The 18,455-nt window shown below is 56.5% G+C and carries 17 protein-coding genes; 9 read left to right on the plus strand and 8 right to left on the minus strand.

Features of this window, described 5'->3' with window-relative positions; translation table 11 throughout:
- The first annotated feature begins 119 nt into the window (after nt 1-119).
- On the plus strand, nt 120-1,496 hold the full coding sequence (locus MHZ89_RS00505) for a nucleobase:cation symporter-2 family protein (RefSeq protein ID WP_311781415.1): 1,377 nt from the start codon (nt 120-122) through the stop codon (nt 1,494-1,496).
- Between the two features lie 153 nt (nt 1,497-1,649).
- Here the strand turns inward: MHZ89_RS00505 and osmV are convergent, their stop codons facing one another.
- From osmV to osmY, 4 genes are read right to left on the minus strand one after another with little or no spacing between them, the layout of a single operon-like run.
- The gene (gene osmV, locus MHZ89_RS00510; RefSeq protein WP_311781416.1) at nt 1,650-2,786 is read right to left on the minus strand and encodes an osmoprotectant ABC transporter ATP-binding protein OsmV; all 1,137 of its coding nucleotides are present in this window, start codon (nt 2,784-2,786) and stop codon (nt 1,650-1,652) included.
- Entirely contained in the window at nt 2,786-3,433 is a 648-nt protein-coding gene (osmW, locus tag MHZ89_RS00515; RefSeq protein WP_126688884.1) for an osmoprotectant ABC transporter permease OsmW, read from the minus strand. The genes osmV and osmW overlap by 1 nt, the downstream gene beginning before the upstream one ends.
- A 9-nt stretch (nt 3,434-3,442) precedes the next feature.
- Nucleotides 3,443-4,354, minus strand: coding sequence for a glycine betaine ABC transporter substrate-binding protein (locus MHZ89_RS00520; RefSeq protein WP_311782233.1), 912 nt, complete (start codon nt 4,352-4,354; stop codon nt 3,443-3,445).
- Between the two features lie 20 nt (nt 4,355-4,374).
- Nucleotides 4,375-5,088 (minus strand): osmoprotectant ABC transporter permease OsmY, encoded by a 714-nt coding sequence (osmY, locus tag MHZ89_RS00525; protein ID WP_311781417.1) that lies wholly within the window; start codon nt 5,086-5,088, stop codon nt 4,375-4,377.
- 298 nt (nt 5,089-5,386) lie between these two features.
- Between osmY and MHZ89_RS00530 the strand changes: the two genes are divergently transcribed.
- Nucleotides 5,387-6,853: an MDR family MFS transporter gene (locus MHZ89_RS00530; protein WP_311781418.1), complete on the plus strand. Its 1,467-nt coding sequence runs from the start codon at nt 5,387-5,389 to the stop codon at nt 6,851-6,853.
- 27 nt (nt 6,854-6,880) lie between these two features.
- On the opposite strand, the gene MHZ89_RS00535 is transcribed toward MHZ89_RS00530, so the two are convergent.
- Nucleotides 6,881-7,177, minus strand: coding sequence for a DUF1161 domain-containing protein (locus MHZ89_RS00535; protein ID WP_269950334.1), 297 nt, complete (start codon nt 7,175-7,177; stop codon nt 6,881-6,883).
- Nucleotides 7,178-7,232: 55 nt separating this feature from the next.
- Nucleotides 7,233-7,568: a DUF1283 family protein gene (locus MHZ89_RS00540; RefSeq protein ID WP_311781419.1), complete on the minus strand. Its 336-nt coding sequence runs from the start codon at nt 7,566-7,568 to the stop codon at nt 7,233-7,235.
- Nucleotides 7,569-7,702: 134 nt separating this feature from the next.
- On the opposite strand from MHZ89_RS00540, the gene MHZ89_RS00545 reads away from it, so the two are divergent.
- Nucleotides 7,703-8,029, plus strand: a complete 327-nt coding sequence (locus tag MHZ89_RS00545) for a YnfA family protein (protein ID WP_311782234.1) — start codon at nt 7,703-7,705, stop codon at nt 8,027-8,029.
- Between the two features lie 36 nt (nt 8,030-8,065).
- On the opposite strand, the gene ydfG is transcribed toward MHZ89_RS00545, so the two are convergent.
- Nucleotides 8,066-8,812 (minus strand): bifunctional NADP-dependent 3-hydroxy acid dehydrogenase/3-hydroxypropionate dehydrogenase YdfG, encoded by a 747-nt coding sequence (gene ydfG, locus MHZ89_RS00550; protein WP_311781420.1) that lies wholly within the window; start codon nt 8,810-8,812, stop codon nt 8,066-8,068.
- A 1,045-nt stretch (nt 8,813-9,857) separates the two neighbouring features.
- Between ydfG and MHZ89_RS00555 the strand changes: the two genes are divergently transcribed.
- The 3 genes from MHZ89_RS00555 (at nt 9,858) to MHZ89_RS00565 (ending at nt 11,859) form a co-directional block, all read left to right on the plus strand.
- A complete protein-coding gene (locus MHZ89_RS00555; protein WP_311781421.1) occupies nt 9,858-10,055 on the plus strand; it encodes a hypothetical protein in 198 nt (65 codons plus the stop codon).
- An 827-nt stretch (nt 10,056-10,882) separates the two neighbouring features.
- Nucleotides 10,883-11,311, plus strand: a complete 429-nt coding sequence (gene arsC, locus MHZ89_RS00560) for a glutaredoxin-dependent arsenate reductase (RefSeq protein WP_311781422.1) — start codon at nt 10,883-10,885, stop codon at nt 11,309-11,311.
- A 131-nt stretch (nt 11,312-11,442) separates the two neighbouring features.
- Nucleotides 11,443-11,859, plus strand: coding sequence for a MarR family transcriptional regulator (locus MHZ89_RS00565; protein ID WP_311781423.1), 417 nt, complete (start codon nt 11,443-11,445; stop codon nt 11,857-11,859).
- On the opposite strand, the gene MHZ89_RS00570 is transcribed toward MHZ89_RS00565, so the two are convergent.
- A complete protein-coding gene (locus MHZ89_RS00570) occupies nt 11,856-12,266 on the minus strand; it encodes an ester cyclase (protein WP_311781424.1) in 411 nt (136 codons plus the stop codon). The genes MHZ89_RS00565 and MHZ89_RS00570 overlap by 4 nt on opposite strands.
- 413 nt (nt 12,267-12,679) lie before the next feature.
- On the opposite strand from MHZ89_RS00570, the gene MHZ89_RS00575 reads away from it, so the two are divergent.
- The 3 genes from MHZ89_RS00575 to dcp all read left to right on the plus strand — a co-directional run bounded on the left by MHZ89_RS00575 (nt 12,680) and on the right by dcp (nt 18,449).
- Nucleotides 12,680-14,644, plus strand: coding sequence for a methyl-accepting chemotaxis protein (locus MHZ89_RS00575; protein ID WP_311781425.1), 1,965 nt, complete (start codon nt 12,680-12,682; stop codon nt 14,642-14,644).
- A gap of 376 nt (nt 14,645-15,020) precedes the next feature.
- Nucleotides 15,021-16,340, plus strand: a complete 1,320-nt coding sequence (gene guaD, locus MHZ89_RS00580; protein WP_311781426.1) for a guanine deaminase — start codon at nt 15,021-15,023, stop codon at nt 16,338-16,340.
- A 60-nt stretch (nt 16,341-16,400) separates the two neighbouring features.
- Nucleotides 16,401-18,449, plus strand: coding sequence for a peptidyl-dipeptidase Dcp (gene dcp, locus MHZ89_RS00585; protein ID WP_311781427.1), 2,049 nt, complete (start codon nt 16,401-16,403; stop codon nt 18,447-18,449).
- Nucleotides 18,450-18,455 lie beyond the last annotated feature (6 nt).

Here is an 18,455-nt window from a genome sequence, read left to right on the forward strand (position 1 = left end):
GCATTTCTAATTAAATTTCATCTGGTTCAACCAGTTAGGGTGCAGTTTTGCCATTTGCTCCGCGTATGGCGTGATTAATGCATTAGCAGCGTTAATCACAAAGAAGTCGGAGCATCATTATGTCGCATACAGAAGAGAAAGCATTGCTGTACGGACTGGACGAACGCATTCGTCCTGCGCCCGCTTTTTTCGCCGCGCTGCAGCATCTGCTGGCCAGCGTCGTGGGCGTTATCACACCGCCGCTGATTATTAGCTCAGTGCTGGGATTACAGGCCTATCTCCCTTACCTGATCAGTATGTCACTGCTGGTTTCTGGCATCGGCACGTTTCTTCAGGCGCGGCGCGTGGCGGGAATAGGCGCGGGCATGATCTGCCTGCAGGGCACCAGCTTCGCCTTTCTTGGCGTTATCCTGTCGGGCGGCATGATTGTCAAAAACCGCGGCGGCTCGCCGGAGGAGATCATGGCGATGATCTTCGGCTGCACGCTGGTCGCCGCGCTGATCCCGTTGCTGATTAGCCGCTGCGTCTCTCAGCTACGTCGCGTTCTGACGCCGGTGGTGACCGGAACGGTGATTACGCTGATCGGCATCAGCCTGATTAAGGTGAGCATCACCGACTGGGCGGGCGGGCACCACGCCGCGAATTTCGGCGCGCCTGGTAATCTGGTGCTCGGCGGTCTGACGCTGCTGGTGATTATTACGCTGAACCGGATGCGTAACCGCTGGGCGCGGCTGATTGCGGTGCTCGCCGGGATCGTCGTCGGCTGCCTCGCCGCGGCGCTGAGCGGAAAGCTGGTGCTGACGCCGCAGCCTGAAACGGGCTGGCTGGCGCTGCCTGGCTTTTTCCGCTTCGGTTTCGCCTTTGACTGGACGATTTTCTTGCCGATTGCGCTGGTGGCGGTGATAGCCGTTATTGAGGCGGCAGGTGACATTACCGCTAACTGTATGCTGTCGCAGCAGCCGATCGTCGGCCCGCAGTTTCAGCGTCGGCTACAGGGCGCGCTCTGCGCCGATGGCGTCAGCTGTATGCTGGCGGCGATGTTTTCCGCGTTTCCCAATACCACCTTTGCGCAGAATAATGGGGTCATTCAGATGACTGGCGTAGCGAGCCGCTATGTCGGCATGGTAATGGGCGTGATGCTGGCGCTGCTGGGACTGTTTCCCGCCTTCGGCGCGCTGATGCAGCAGATACCGCCGCCGGTGCTGGGCGGGGCGACGCTGGTGATGTTCGGCAGCGTGGTGGCCGCCGGGATCCGCGTCCTGACGCAAACCCCGCTGGGCCGTCGGGAGATGTTAATTGTGGCAGTGTCGTTTGGGCTGGGGCTGGGCGTCGAAGCGGTGCCGGAGGCGCTGAAGCAGCTACCGCCGCTGGTCAGCCAGCTTTTTGGCCACGCGGTGACGACCGGCGGCGTGCTGGCGATCCTGCTCAATGTGGTGTTGCCCAGCGAACAGCGCGCTGTGTCGCTACCGCAGGGCGAAACGGCGGGCGAGCAGTAAACCCAGGGGGCTGGCAGTCCTTAAAGACGCCGGTGTTGTTAATACCGGCCCGCGCAGCCAGACGCCTCATCCCTGAGGCGTGCTCCCGGCGTTTTGTTCCAGGTGCCGTTCGGGCACTACTGCCTGCTTCCCGCTGATGCGCTGGCCGGTGGCTTAAGGATTAAGGCGGCGGCGCGTGCGGCCTGAACTCAGGTAGTCGGCGATATAGTCCTGAGAGATTTCGCCGCTGTAGCGACCCTCTTCATCGACAATCGGCATCCAGACGGTATTGTGCTCATAGAGTTTAGAGAGCACCACGCGCAGATTCTCCTCCGCCTTAGCGGTCACCCGGAAGGTATGCAGAAGTTCTTCGCAATGCCCGCTGGCATTACGTGCCTCGCGACGTTTTACAAAGCCGAGCGGTTTGCCATCGTTATCAACCACCGTTACCGAACGCATATCGTTTTCATCCATCAGGGCGAAAGCGTCCGCCAGCGGCGTCGCGCGCTTAACGGTAATCGTTGTCTGCTGATCGGTCACGTCGCCTGCCTGTACCAGCAGCAGACGCTTCAGCGTGCGATCCTGACCGACAAAAGAGCCGACAAACTCATTTTTCGGGCTGGCCAGCAGCTCATCGGGGCTGGCGCACTGCACAATTTTGCCCTGACCAAATACGGCGATGCGGTCGCCCAGCTTCAGCGCTTCGTCAATATCGTGGCTCACCAGCATCACGGTTTTCTTTAGCTGACGCTGCATATCGAGAAACTCGTTCTGGATCACCTCGCGGTTAATCGGGTCAACGGCGCCGAAGGGTTCATCCATTAGCAGCACCGGCGGATCCGCCGCCAGCGCGCGGATAACGCCAATGCGCTGCTGCTGGCCGCCCGACATTTCGCGCGGATAGCGGTGGAGGAATTTTGTGGGATCGAGCGCCACCATGCTCATCAGCTCGGTGGCGCGATCGCGGCAGCGTTTTTTATCCCAGCCCAGCATGCGCGGCACAACGGTAATGTTCTCCTCAATAGTCATATTGGGGAACAGGCCGATCTGCTGGATGACATAGCCGATGTTGCGGCGCAGCGTAACGGTATCCTGGGTACTGGTATCTTCGCCGTTAATCAGAATCTTGCCGCTGGTGCTGGGAATAAGGCGATTAATCATCTTCAGGGTTGTGGTCTTGCCGCAGCCTGAAGGGCCGAGCAGCACGCACATCTCGCCCTGCGGCACATGCAGGCTGACGTTATCAACGGCGGTGACGCTGGTGCCGTTTTTCTGGGTAAAGGTTTTCGTCAGGTTTTCCAGTTTTATCATTATCGAATCCCCTTAGGAGTCAGCGCTGACTGCAGACGCTGCAGCAGCCAGTCGAGAATAATAGCCAGCAGGCAGATCATCAGCGCGCCGGCAATGAGCATACGAATATCGCTGCCGCTGATGCCGTCCAGCAGCAGCAGTCCAAGGCCGCCCGCGCCGATTACCGCCGCAATCGCCATCACGCCGACGTTCATCACCACGGCGGTACGGATGCCGCCGAAGATCACCGGCAGGGCCATGGGGATCTCCACCCAGCGCAGTCGCTGCCAGAAGGTCATGCCGATGCCGCGTCCCGCCTCGCGCAGGCCGTCAGGCAGGTTTTCCAGCGCGGTATGGGTGTTGCGTACAATCGGCAGCAGCGAATAGAGAAAGACCGCTGTAATAGCGGGCAGCGCGCCGATGCCCTGACCGATCATTGAAAACAGCGGGATCATCAGGCCAAACAGCGCAATGGTGGGTATGGTGAGCACGACGGTGGCGATGCCCAGCACCGGCGCGGCCAGCCATCTGACGCGCACGATAAGAATGCCCAGCGGCACGCCTGCGACGATGGCGCAGCCCACCGCCACCAGCACCAGCCAGGTATGCTGCCAGGTCAGAGCCAGCAAGCTGCTCCAGTTGTTTATGATGTAATGTAGGGTATCCATATGACCGCCTTACAGCATGTTTTTGGCTGTGAGAAAATCGCGCGCAACCTGCTCGGGCGACTGATGATCGATATCGACGCGCTTATTCAGCTCGGAAATCGCATCGCTGGTAAGCAGCGGCGTGAGCTGGTTTAGCGCCTCTGCCAGGCCTGGATGGCTGTCGAGCACATCCTGACGCACCACCGGCGTGACGTTGTAACTTGGGAAGAAGTGCTTGTCATCCTCCAGCACTTTCAGGTCAAAACCTTTCACCCGCCCGTCAGTGGTGTAAATCAGGCCCGCGTCGACAAATCCGTCGCGTATCGCGTTATAGACCAGGCCTGGATCCATCTGCCGAATCTGCGGCCGGTCCAGCGCCAGGTTATAGGCGGCCTGTAGCGGTTTCATGCCGTCGGAGCGACCAGAAAACTCCAGATCCAGCCCGAGTCGCCAGTTATGGTCAGGATCGCGCTGGCGAATCTGCTCAATTTTCGTCACCAGCTGCGACATGGTGCTGATGCCTTCTTTCTCGGCCCGTTCGCGCTTCATCGCAAAGGCATAGGTATTATTCATCGGCGCCGGATTAAGCCACACCAGGCCCAGCTTGCCGTCGAGGGATTTTACCGTCTGGTACGCTTCTTCAGAGGAGAGCGGCCTTTTGATGTGGTTAAAGATAATGAGCGAGGTGCCGGTGTACTCCCAGGTCATATCTATCTGCTTATTCAGCATCGCGTTGCGGCTGATGGTGGTCGCGATATTGCGTTTGGGAATAACCTGAAAGCCCTTTTTCTGCAGCCACATTACGGTCATGGCGGAAAGGATATGCTGTTCGGTAAAGCTTTTGGTCGCCATCACCAGCGGCGCTGCGGCATGAACCGCCTGGCTAAATGCCAGCGTAGCGGCGAGGGTCACAGCGGTGCGTCTGAGCCAGCGCGTCAGCATTGTCATAACGTCTCCTGTGATTAAGCCGTGTGTGGGCTGAGGTAGCGTCCCAGCGCCGCCAGCAGCATATCGAGCACCAGCGCGAACAGCGCCGTGGCGACTGCGCCGAGGATCAGGGTCGGAAAATCGTTAAGGTAGATGCCGGGAAAAATCAGTTCGCCATAGCTGCTGGCACCAATTAAAAAGGCCAGCGGCGCGGTACCGACGTTAATGGCGGTCGCGATGCGGATGCCCGCCAGCATCACCGGCCAGGCATTAGGCAGTTCGACCTGACGCAGGCGCTGGAGCCGGGTCATACCGATGCCCTTTGCAGCCTCAATCAGAGAAGGCGGCACCGCGCTCAGCCCGGAAAAGGTATTGCGCACAATCGGCAGCAGCGAAGCGAGGAACAGAGCGAAAAGCGCGGGCTTATCACCAATGCCGATAACCACCATCGCCAGCGCCAGAACCGCCAGCGGCGGCAGCGTATTGCCGACGTTAAAAATCTGCATCACATATTCAGCCCAGCGGCGCGCAAAGGGGCGGCTCAGCACAATGCCGCTGGGAATACCGACCAGCAGCGCAAACAGCATCGACCAGAACACCAGATAGAGATGCTGCTGACCCAGATAGATCAGATCAACCCGGCGCGCGCGCAGCGTATCCAGGCCCAGGCCCCAGACCAGCAGCGCAAGCACACAAACAATAGCCAGCAGCGCAAGCCCGGCGCGTCTGACCAGTGAACCATTTTGCATGGGGTATCTCTCCCTGTGATTTGTTATCCAGGCGGGTAAAACGCAGCCCGATGAGTATGTATGGCTAAAAAGCTATTAAGCCTATAGCAGCGTAAAAAAGGGGGCGCCACTTTTTATGGGAAAAATCAGACAGATAGAAATCCCTGAAACAGCGGGTAGAGCCGCATGGCATCTGGTTTCAACAGGTGATTAATCATTTTCACTATCAAATTGTTACGCTGTCACAAAAACAGCGCACGCCAGGCACAGCAGCGGCGCGAATTTAGGCTAGCCTTGCTGAATAACAAAAGGGAGATGTATGACTGAGAGCGCACACCTGCAGGTCAGCCACCGCGGCTGGATCCTGTTCGCCTGTATGCTGGCGATGTTTATGGCCGCGATTGAAGTGACTATCGTCGCGACGGCAATGCCGACCATTATTGCCGATCTGGGCGGCTTTTCGCAGTTTGGCTGGGTTTTCTCTGTCTATCTGCTGACTCAGGCAGTGAGCGTGCCGCTTTATGGTCGCCTGGCGGATATGTGGGGACGGCGCAGAATGTTCTTTATTGGCACCTCGCTGTTTCTGGTCGGCTCGGTGCTTTGCGGCTTCGCCCACAGCATGCTGTGGCTGATCCTGTTCCGCGCTTTTCAGGGGTTAGGCGCAGGGGCCATTATGCCGCTCAGCTCAACCATCGTGGCGGATATCTACTCGCCGCGCGAGCGCGCCAGCGTGCAGGGCTGGCTCTCCAGCATATGGGGCGTGGCGGCGATCGTCGGTCCGCTGACCGGCGCCTGGCTGGTGGAGCACTTTAGCTGGTCGCTGATCTTCTGGGTCAATCTGCCGATAGGGCTTATCAGCATGGCGATGCTGGCGCGCTTTCTGCCTGCGCACTGCATCGAAGAAAAGCCGCAGCCGCTTAACGTGACGGGTAGCGTCTGGCTGATGGTGAGCGTCAGCGCGCTGCTGATGGCGCTGCTGCAGGCGGAGTGGCTCGGCTACTGGCTAATCGCTTTTCTGCTGCTGGCGCTGTTCGCCGGCTGGCAGCTAAAAAAGCATGAACTGCGCGCCGCTGCGCCGCTGTTTCCGCTGGAGATATGGCGTAGCCGTCTGGTTATCGCCGGGAATATCGGCAATCTGATTATCGGCGCGGCCATGATGGGGATCAGCGCCTTTTTGCCGACCTGGATTCAGGGCATTACCGGCGGCACGCCGTTGCAAGCGGGCAGCGCACTGGCCATGATGTCGATCGGCTGGCCGCTCGCCAGCACGCTCAGCGGGCGGCTGATGCTGCGCACCTCTTATCGCTTCACCGCCCAGCTTGGCGCGCTGCTGCTGGTCGCGGGCAGCGCCTTACTGCTGCTGTTGCGCGCTGACAGCTCGCTGTTTCAGGCTGGTGCCACCGCCTTTGTTATCGGTACCGGCATGGGGATGACCAGCACCACTTTTCTGGTGTCGGTGCAAAACCATGCGCACTACGATATTCGCGGCATCTGCACCGCGTCGATTATGTTTAGCCGCATGATGGGGTCAGCGGTTGGCACCGCGCTGATGGGCGCCGTCCTGAACCTCAACCTGTCGCAGCGGCTGCCGCACGCGCAGGATCCGGTGCAGCAGATTATGTCCGCGCCGACGCGCGAGGCGCTCTCCAGCGAAACGCTGCACCATATGGTGCTGGCGATCGCCGCCTCGCTGCACTGGGTGTTTGTCGTAGCGCTGGTGATTGCGCTGTTTGCGCTGGGTGTGGCGTGGATGATGCCGCGACAGCGGCCGGAGCATGCGGAATAAAAAAGGGCGACTGCGCGCCCTTTAAGGTTACTGAGCAGGCGCGTCCTGCGAGCTGCCCGCGCTGTCGGGCACGCTGCCCTCGTCGCTGCGTCCCACGCGCTTATAAACAATTTTCTGTGTGTCGTTTTCGCAATGGCCCACCACCTGGCCACCTGCCTGGTCAACCTGATCGTTAGGCACGATATCCAGCGAGAAACCCGATTCCGGGACGCCGTTCTGGATAATTTTCTGGCTGATATCCGCCTTGACGGATTCACAGGAGGCGTGTGCCAGCATCGGCAACGCCAGTAAAGTTGCGATTAACATTCCGGTCTGTTTCTTCATCATCTTCTCCTTTTGCGTAGTGAACCTTACTGACTATAGCATTTCGTGGGAAAAATCAGGGCGTGACCAGGCGGCCGGTACGGCGATCCAGGCAGCGCAGGGTATTGGGTTCCCAGTAGGCGTTAACGTTGTAGCTTTTTTCACAGGCGTCGCGCGTATCAAATGCGCGATCGGCTTTATCAAACTCTTTCTCGGCGCGGGTGTTTACTTTGTGGCGCAGGCGCTGGGTATCATTCCATTGCTCTTTGCTCTGACGCGCGGCTTCGTTACTGGCGGCGCTGCTGCCATCTTCAATAATCAGGCGACTGGTATTGGCGCTGGCCTGTACGGCGGTCAGCATCGCGCTGCTGGCCAGCAGCGCGGCGAGCAGGGTCGGAAACAATTTTTTCATCATCTTTTCCTTCGGTTAATGCCTGGCGCGCAGGAGTGACTCAGGGTTGCGGCAGGCAGTGCTTAGTATATCATCGCGCTTTATTTGCTCACCAGTAGTGGGCGTTCTGTTTACCTTTGCGAGAGGATCCCATGCTGGTTAAAACCGCGCTGCTCTTTTTTCTTACCGCCATCGCGGAGATTGTCGGCTGCTTTTTACCCTGGCTGTGGCTGAAAAAGAACGCTTCCCCCTGGCTGCTGCTGCCTGCCGCGCTGAGTCTGGCGGCTTTTGTCTGGCTGCTGACGCTGCATCCGGCGGCGAGCGGGCGCGTATATGCGGCCTACGGCGGCGTTTACGTACTGACTGCGCTGCTGTGGCTGCGCGTGGTGGATGGCGTAAAGCTGAGCGCGTGGGACTGGAGCGGGGCGCTGGTGGCGTTTTGCGGCATGCTGATTATCGTGGCGGGCTGGGGTCGCGCCTGAACAGAGGCCAGCCCGGCGGGCTGGCCTGTGGCATCATCAGGGCTTGTGCACTTTCAGACCGGCCTGCGTCTGGCTTACCGGCATCATTTCAAGCGTGTTGATATTGACATGCTTCGGCAGCGTGGCGACCCAGTACACAGCCTCGGTCACATCCTCCGGCGTTAGCGCCGTCGCGCCTTTGTAAACTTTATCCGCTTTTTCATCGTCGCCTTTGAAGCGCACGTTAGAGAACTCTGTGCCGCCCACCAGGCCTGGTTCGATATCGGTGACGCGCAGCGCGGTTCCATGCAGGTCGGTGCGCAGATTCAGGCTGAACTGGCGCACAAAGGCTTTGGTCGCGCCATAGACGTTGCCGCCCGCATAGGGCCAGCTTCCGGCTACGGAGCCGATATTGATAATATGGCCGACGTTGCGCTCCACCATATCCGGCAGCAGGGCGCGCGTCATATAGACCAGCCCTTTGGTATTGGTGTCGATCATATTTTCCCAGTCTTCAACGTTGGCGCGATGCGCCGGCTCGATGCCGAGCGCCAGTCCGGCGTTATTAACCAGCACGTCGATATTGCGCCACTCGGCGGGCAGAGAGGCGACCGCCTCCTCAATCGCGGCGCGGTTGCGCACGTCAAGCTGTACGGTATAGAGGTTTTCGCCCAGCTCCTCTTTCAGCTCCTGTAAACGCTCAGCGCGGCGTCCGCTGGCAATAACTTTATGACCTGTTTCAATGAATCGGCGGGTGATACTTTGACCAAAACCGGCGGTCGCGCCGGTAACAAAAATAATCATCTCACTGTTCCTTAAACAATTGCAGGTTTAATAGTCCCTTGATATTAAGAGCAAATCTTCAAACAAAAAAGGTTTGCGGGCCAAAACGCTCTAATTAAGGAAGCTGCCGCAGGTATTTAAGGGCGGAGGGCGATGGTCTGATCGACTGCCAAAGGGAGTGTTAATGGCCAGATGGAAACGCCTTTTCTCCGGGATCTGGTTATTAGCGCCTGGAGCATTGCTCAGAACCACAGAAAATTTTCAGGAAGATATGCTAAAACAGCCTTCAATCGCAGAGGTGTAACCATCTCAGGGAGCCATACGCTTTCTGCGCGTGGTCAGATGGGGATAAGATCTGCGCAGCGGCAAGAGAGGGACGCGCAAGAGTCTGCTTTCCACCGCAAACCCGGTAAAGCAGAGAGCATTAATCACAGCGTCTCAGGCAATTGATCGCCGTCCTGTTAAAAAACGAAACGGGTCTGGAAGCGATTCCCTGGCAGAGGGAACAGCAAGCGACAGAGAGGGGCTAATGTGAACTGCCTAATCGCGACAGCCCTTAGTTCTGATGAGTCCGTAGAGGGAGAAATAGCATTCATCACAAAAAGAAGAATCTACAGAGAAAAGGCGTTGTATAACCGTTCGGCGAGCGCCGCAATATAAACAAAGACGAGATGGCAATATTTTCATGTGAAAGTCTCTTAATAATTCTTCCGTCGGCTTGCAATATCAGACTCTGCCGGGCGGTGTTTTAGTGATGCTGGCGCGTTCAATAAAGGAATTATATAGGGTTTAAAAGAAACCCAAAGTAAACAGAAAGGCATGAAAAGCATTTTTTATTGAGGTATATCATGTTCATTTGGTTTTGTTAGCCAGGCTGGATCTTTCTTGTGCTTGATTTCACTGCTGTTTTATCAAGCGAAATTTTACAGGTTAGAAATTTTCGAATTTTTCGATAGTTTTCCAGGGGGATTTTGCAGGTAAGTTATTAATTTGGGTAAATATTTAAATCACTATTACTCCACGGCAAATGAAACTTATCCTGAGATCTCAATTACAAGGAGATCTTATGGAAAGTAAATATGTAAAAGATGCAATTCACATTTGTCGCCTGATGTTTGGCCAGGCGGTGCTGGAGCTGCTTCAGGATAATCAATTTGTAACGAACACCGCTATTGAAGAGAAAGTAAAGAAAATGCTGCCTGACCGAAAACCAGAACTGGTTTATAAAATTGCCATGGAGTTGCTTAAACATGATATTCATTGATGCCCTTCATTTTTAAGTAAAAAAATCCCGGCAGAAAACCTGCCGGGCTATGCCCTGGTGAGGCGTGTGTAATCAGTGTGTTTACTTTTCGCGCCGCTTATTGCGAACGCTGGTAAAGTTCTCTCCCTTGATAAAGGTATTGCTAAAGCATAGTTGCAGGTAAAATATTAATTAATGAAGCATAACAATGAGTAATTATCTGCGGCTGTATCTTTGGGGCTATAAAATAGAGATCTTATATGTAGGCACTATTATTTCGGTAAAGGTGATTTTTCGATGAGGTTATCAATACGCCTGCCGATACGGAGAGAAAGTGGAGTAGCCGCGTTATCAGGTAGTAAGTTTCTGTTTAGCGCCATCTGCTTAATCCTTAAGTCAGTGTAAAGGGTGTTAACCGTTCGCCAGGCAATATGTAAAGAAATTGCCTGAGGGAGGGCAGAACGGTTAACCGCTTTTATATTAGAGAATTTGTATATTAAGTAAATGTTTGCGGCTCACGGATTGCGTCTCATTTGGCTATGAATGTGATTTGATACAATCTGAGTATAATGGCGCAAAATTTTTACTCTCTGTTTTGAAAGCATTAATTCTGGCACGCAAGTACCCAAGTCACAGGTCTCCTTTAATATCATCAGGGGCATGAATGCGGATAAAAACATAGCGCCGTTCAATCTGGTGCGCTTCTGCCAGCAACTTTTTGTTATCCGCTAAAGCAGTGCCACCAGACCAAAGGAAAGAATTTGATCAGCCAGAACCCATTGAGTTAGCGGGTATTGCGGTTATTATCATGGGCCTGCTGCTGTTGACCTTTACCTGAAGGAACATCTGTGACTGATATTACTATTTACCACAATCCGGCCTGCGGGACGTCCCGCAACGCGCTGGCGCTTATCCGCAACAGCGGCGTTGAGCCATCAGTTATTCTGTATCTGGAAACGCCACCGACGCGTGACCAGTTAAAAAAACTGATTGAGGATATGGGCATAAGCGTGCGGGAACTGCTGCGTAAAAATACTGACCCTTATGAGCAGCTAGGGCTGGCAGAAAACCGGTTCAGCGATGACGAACTGCTCGATGCCATGCTGGATTATCCCATTCTTATTAATCGACCTGTGGTGGTTACGCCGCTCGGTACGAAACTCTGCCGTCCGTCTGAAGCGGTTCTGGATATTCTGCCTGACCCGCAGCAGGGAGCCTTTACCAAAGAGGAAGGCGAAGTGGTGATTAATGCGCAAGGTAAACGCGTCTGCCTCTGATTTTGCGCTGACAGCGGTGGCTGTTGCCGCTCTGATAAACCTGCCATTCGTGAGGCGTGCGGTTATGGGTATCTCAACACCCCGTTGAAATCGCTTATACTCTCCCTCCCTTACTGTGCAGGAATCGTCACTTGACCATTGAAACTCAACGGCTGGCTAATGAACTGCGCCAGGTTATCAGCGCTTTTGTGCGCAATGCGCGCGTGGCAACCGCCACCGTACGAACTTCACAGCATGAAACCCTGGATCTGCTTGATACGCATCAGGCACTCTCTATCGCGGAGCTTGCCCGTCTGCGCGGTGTTAAACATCAAAGTATGCGTCTGGTCATCAATGAGCTGGAGCAGCAAGGTCTGGTACAGCGGCAAAAAAGTCCGCAAGACGCGCGGGCGCAGCTGATCGTACTTAGTGAAAGCGCTCGCGCATCGCTGGCAGACGCGCGGGCACAACGTAGCGAGTGGATAGCAAAGCAGATTGCCGACAAGCTTGATGCTGCTGCATGTGAGGATCTCCAGAAAGGCCTGGCGGCGCTGCGTAAACTGCTTTAATCCTGCTTGAGCTGGTTTACCACTTGCGCGAGCGTATTTAATCCCCAGTGCTCGACGTACTGCCCATTCTCAATGCGAACCATATCCATTACCGCAATGGTTAGCTTTTTGCCGGTGGGCGCCACGCCCAGCAACTCTCCGTTGTGCACGCCTGCTATCGTCTTACGCGTAGTAACCCAGTCGCGTTCGGCAATCTGATCTTCGATGCTGACCTGCAAATCAGTCAGCGCGGGAAAGAGGATCTGATTAAAGGTACGCCACAGACTTTCACGATCGTTGGCCGTACCCGCTGGGGCAGATCGATTGATGAAACGGGGCGCAACCAAATCCTCAAACGCCTGACGATTGCCTTCGGCAATCACCTGCTGGTTAAAGCGCTGCACAACGATTTTGTTCTCTTCAGACATACCAGGCTCCGCAATATATACAGTTAGACTGTATATAATTAAGCAGTACGGAGCTTTAACGCGATAGGTAAGTTGTGCGGTGGGATGAGAAGAGCCTAAACGGCCGCGCTTTTCACTTCACTATCCAGCGCATAGTTATTTCAGTTAACTCTTTCTCTGAATACTGCCCCGCAAGGCTCTTTCCGCCGCGCCGCCATCTCGCCTCTGGCCGCCGAGACGACACGCCTCACATCAGTCAAAGCAATCACACTAATCGCTGAAGCTATGGCCGCGTTAGTCGATAACCCAGGTACAGCTCATCTCTGAAGATGAGTATGGATCATGAGTTCTGATTGCGAACGGACCTGCTTTTAGCCCTCCCTTTTTTCTACACCAGCACACGCACTCCTTTTAATCGCAGAGGAAACAATAATATGTCTGCCATCAAGACAATAAGTCAGCTCTTTACAGGTTCCCGCATTACAGGTGCGTCTCAGCCTGCGGACGGCATTTTCAACTGCGGAAATCTGCCCGCTTCTCTCTCTGCAGCAGGCCTCAGCAATCGCGCTGCGGGCATTTTGTTGACGTTCGTACCGCCCGAGGCGGATTTTCAGAAGGTCAGCCAGGCATGGCAACGTTTTACCTCGGCAGATTTAACCGTCGTAACGCTCTCTTCTAACGGCGCACTCAGCGCCAGCGGCAGGCAGACAACATACTGCAAAGGGGATGGACAGGAAGGTAGCTGGCTCTGGTTGCCCCGTACTCTGATTGCGCAACATGAAACGCATATTGTCGATCTGCATCTGCAAGACACCTACACCGCGACCGATCGCATCAGCGCCATTGAGCGGGAGCTGGCAGCCCTGAAAGTGCGTATGCCGCTCTCTGCTGACCGCACCTTCGCCATGATCTACTGCGACGGACTTTCAGCATCGGAAGGCTTTTTGATGCAGGCCTGGTATAACAGCGGTCGTTTTCCCTGCCTGGCCATTGGCGGTTCTGCAGGCGGGCGCGTGACCTTTGACGGCACCTGGATCGGCGTAGGCGGCCGCGTGTTGCAGGGGAAAGCGGTAATCGTTTTCTGCCAGATGGCAGCAGGCAAATCATTTTCCCCCTTTAAGAGCCAAAACTTCGAGCCGCTTAACAAAAGCTGGTTAATTGCGGAAGCCGATCCGGTTACGCGCACCCTGACCTCGGTGTTTAATGAGCAGGGGCAGCAGCAGCCCTTTATCCGCGCGCTGACAGAGCACCTTAACTGCAACGAAACGCAGCTTAATGAGCGACTGAAAGGCCTGACCTTTGCGGTAAAGGTAGGCGAGGCGTTTTTTATTCGTTCTGTGGCGAAGATAGACAGCCAGAACGTGCATTTTTTCTGCGATCTGGAGTTTGGCGACCGGCTCTTTTTAATGCGGGAGACCGACTTCAAACAGGCGACGCTCCGTGACTGGCAGGCGTTTACACAGCGCCACGGTAAACCCGCGGCAATCCTGATGAACGACTGCATACTTCGTCGCGTGGGGAATGCCGACAAGCTGCATGATGCCCACTTTTTTAAAGGCATTCCCGCGGCCGGCTTCTCCAGCTTCGGTGAAATACTTGGCGTGCCGATTAACCAGACGCTCTCTGCGCTGGTGTTTTTTAATCACAATGTCAACGCGATGGCGCAGTTTCCCGTGGAGTATGCCAGCTATGCCGCGCATTACGCTCAGCGTGCGCTGCGTCGCTGGGAGGCACTGAACAGAGTCCAGTCGCGCGTGCTGGCTCGCGTCGTGAATTATCAGCAGGAGCTGGCTCCTATTGTTCAGGCGCTGCCGGTGCTGGAAGCGGCAACGCAGAGCCAGAGTGAGGCGCTGGTGATGGCCGAAAGCAGTATCCGCGCCATCAGCGATATCGCGAAAGAGAGCCAGCAGGCGCAGAGCCGTTTAGGCGAGGGGCTGGACGATCTGGAAGAGATCTCAAATGGCATCAACGTCATCACGCTTGGCATCAGCAATATCGCTTTCCAGACCAATATTCTGGCGCTCAACGCGGCAGTTGAAGCAGCGCGGGCGGGCGAGGCGGGCAGGGGATTTGCCGTTGTGGCGGGGGAAGTGCGCCGTCTGGCTCACTCTTCTAAAGAGCAGGCGGAAGCCACGGCGAGCAACATCAACGATGCAGTCAGCACCATTTCGCGTATTCGCGACGTGGCGACCGGTACGGTACAAACCGCTACGGATATGGCGGAGCGCAGTATTCACGCGGCCGATAAGATTGCTGAGATGAGTCATCAGACGCGGCATGAGCGGGCAGATATAACAAAACAGCTGAACAGCCTGCGCACGCTGACGGCTGGCATGGATGCCATGCAGGAAGCGGTGGCCGAACTGAAAGTGCTGCAAACCCTCTCAACAGGCCGTTAAGGTCTGTCCGGCGTGACCCGCTCAGGCGCGCCGTTCCTGGTAGTAAAGCATCCCGGTGACTCACTGTGTCATCGGGATTTTTTTAGCTAACGCCACGCAGTGACAAAGCGCGCTCATCCTGTAAAACGAGCGGGTGCGCTGTTTCAGCGCGCGCTGCACCAGCGGCGAGCGCTGCTCCTTTGTTACCCTTTTTCCCTGCTGACGCCTTTCATGCAGGCAACCGGTTGCGCACACGATACCGTTTTTCTGACCGGCGCATTAAGGCCTCATTTACATAACATATTGATATTCTATATTTTCTGGCATGCGGGTTGCAGTTTATCGCTTACTGTCCGACTGTTAATTGCGCCAGCGAGCGCGGAATCAAGGAGCCTTTATGCCGTTAACCTCTACTGCCATTCGCGCCAGCTTTTTCGATTTTAACGATATTGCGCACGAGCCTGAGGAGATTATGGCGCAGGCGCGCTATATCGAAGATGGCGTTCTGCTGCTGGAGGCGGGGCGTATCGTCGGGCTGCACGCCTGGGAGACGCTGCCGCATCTGCCGGGCAGCCTGATCGATCTGCGTGGCAGCCTGATTGTGCCGGGCTTTGTCGATACGCATATCCACTATCCGCAAACGGAGATGATTGGCGCTTATGGCGAACAGCTGCTGACGTGGCTGAACCAGTATACGTTTCCGGTGGAAAGCCAGTATCACTGCGTGGAGCACGCCACCGCCATGTCCGCCTTTTTCCTGCAACAGCTGCTGACAAACGGCACCACCAGCGCGCTGGTATTCGGCACCGTTCATCCACAGTCAGTCGAGGCGCTGTTCAGTGCGGCGGAAGCGATCGATATGCGGCTGATTGCGGGAAAGGTCATGATGGATCGCAACGCGCCGGAGGAGCTGCTGGAAACGCCGGAGCAGAGCTATGCCGAGACGCGGGCGCTGATTGAGCGCTGGCACGGACGCGGACGGCTCAGCTACGCGCTGACGCCGCGCTTTGCGCCTACCTCAACGCCGGCGCTGCTGAAAAAGGTGCAGCAGCTGCGCCAGGAGTTCCCCGATGTCTGGCTGCATACGCACCTCAGTGAAAACCCGCAGGAGGTCGCCTGGGTGAAATCGCTGTTTCCGCAGTACGAGGGCTATCTCGACGTTTATCATCGCCACCAGCTGACCGGACGACGCAGTATGTTCGCGCACTGCCTGCATCTGGAGGAGAGCGAGTGGCAGTGCCTGCACGAGACCGACTCAGCCATCGCCTTTTGCCCGACATCAAACCTGTTCCTCGGCAGCGGGCTGTTCAACCTGAAGCGCAGCTGGCAGCAGAAGGTCAAAATTGGCATCGGTACAGACATCGGCGCCGGCACCACCTTTAATATGCTTAAGACGCTGGGGGAAGCCTACAAGGTGGGGCAGCTACAGCAGTATCGGCTGAGCGCCGCGGAAGCCTTCTACCACGCCACGCTCGGCGGCGCGCACGCGCTCGATCAGCATGACAAAACAGGGAATTTCGCGCCGGGCAAAGAGGCGGATTTCGTGGTGCTGGATCGAGCCGTTTCACCGCTGCAGCAACTGCGCATGGGCAACAGCAAGGATATCTGGGAGCAGCTTTTCGTGCTGATGACGCTGGGCGACGATCGTAATATCGCCGAGACCTGGATAAACGGACGCGCGGTATGGCGGCGCGACGACGCTAAGAGGCAGAGCTGAGTTGTTCCGGGCGCGGCAACCTGCCAGGATAATCTTTTGTACGGTAATCAGGAGTGAGGCATGAACGTCAGACAAAATCCGTTTTTTCAGGTGAGCACGTTACCTTACCAGGCGCCACCGTTTGACCAGATTCAGGAAGAGGATTTTCTGCCCGCGCTTCAGGCGGGCATCGAGGAGAAGCGTAAAGAGGTTGAGGCGATTGCGCAAAATCCCGAGGCGCCTACCTTCGCCAACACCTTTGAGGCGCTGGAGCGCAGCGGACAGCTGCTCGAACGCGTTAATCTGGTCTTTGGTGCCATGACCTCCGCCAATACCAGCGATTACCTGCAGCAGATCGATGAAGAGATTGCGCCGCAGCTGACCGCGCTGAACGATGAGATTGTCCTGAACAGCGCGCTGTTCGCGCGTCTTGACGCTGTTTATCAGCAGCGTCAGTCGCTGGCGCTCGATCCTGAGTCGCTGCGGCTGGTGGAAGTGACCTGGCAGCACTATCAGCTGTCCGGCGCCAGCCTGGACGAAGAGGCTAAACAGAAGCTTAAGGCGCTGAACCAGCAGGCGGCGCGCCTCAGCACGCGCTTCACCAATAAACTGCTGGCCGCCACCAAAGCGGGCGGGCTGGTGGTACAGAGCGCCGACGCGCTTGATGGCCTGAGCCCGGCGGATCTCGCAGTGGCGCAGGCGGCGGCGAAAGCACGCGGGCTGGAGAATGCCTGGCTGCTGGTGCTGCAGAACACCACTCAGCAACCGGCACTGCAGGCGCTGCGTTCACGAGCGACGCGGCAGGCGCTTTTTTCCGCCTCGACCGGCCGCAGCGAAAAGGGCGATGAGAATGATACCCGCGCGCTGGTGCTGGAGCTGGCGCAGCTGCGCGCGCAACAGGCGCAGCTGCTGGGTTTCGCCAGCTTTGCCGAATGGCAGCTGAAAGATCAGATGGCAAAAACCCCGGACGCGGCGTTCGCCTTTATGCGCCATATCGTTCCGGCCGCCCGCGGGCGCGCCGAACGCGAAGCGGCCGCTATTCAGCAGACCATTGACCAGCAGCAGGGCGATTTTACCCTGGCCGCCTGGGACTGGAACTTCTACGCCGAGCAGGTGCGTAAAGCGCAGTACGATCTGGATGAGAGTCAGATTCGGCCCTATTTCGAGCTGAACACCGTACTGGAGAAAGGGGTGTTCTGGGCTGCCAGCCAGCTCTACGGCATTCGCTTCACCGAGCGTCACGATCTGCCGGTGTACCACCCTGACGTGCGCGTATATGAGATTTTCGATGTGGACGATGCGCCGCTGGCGCTGTTCTATACCGACTACTTTAAGCGCGATAACAAAGGCGGCGGCGCGTGGATGAGCAACTTCGTTAACCAGTCCAGGCTGCTGGCGACGCGTCCGGTCATCTATAACGTCTGCAACTACACCCGACCACCGGAAGGCGAACCGGCGTTGCTCAGCTGGGATGAGGTCGTGACGATGTTCCATGAGTTTGGCCATACGCTGCATGGGCTGTTCGCCACCCAGCGCTATCCCAGCCTCTCCGGCACCGCTACGCCGCGCGATTTCGTTGAGTTTCCTTCTCAGTTTAACGAACACTGGGCAAGCGAGCCGCTGGTCTTCCTGAACTATGCCCGCCACTATCAGAGCGGTGAGGCGATGCCGGAAGCGCTGCATCAGAAAATCGTACGCGCCAGCCGCTTTAATAAAGGCTATGACATGAGCGAACTACTGGCCGCCGCGCTGCTGGATCTGCACTGGCACAGCATCCGCGTTGGCGAGGCACCGCAGTCAGTAGAGGGCTTTGAGCAGCAGGCGCTGCAGAGCGATAACCTGGCGCTGGCCGCCGTACCGCCGCGCTATCGCTCCAGCTATTTCCAGCATATCTGGGGTGGCGGCTACGCGGCCGGTTATTACGCCTATATCTGGACGCAGATGCTGGCGGACGACGGCTATCAGTGGTTTGTGGAGAACGGCGGGCTGTCGCGCGAGAACGGCGACCGCTTCCGCCAGATGATCCTGTCGCGCGGCAACAGCAGCGACCTGAAGCAGCTCTATGAGAACTGGCGCGGCGGTGAGCCGCAGCTTGAGCCGATGCTGAAAAATCGCGGTCTGGAGGATTAACCATGA

The organism is Pantoea sp. ACRSB (assembly GCF_022346905.1).
GTDB classification, from domain to species: Bacteria; Pseudomonadota; Gammaproteobacteria; order Enterobacterales; family Enterobacteriaceae; genus Pantoea; species Pantoea piersonii.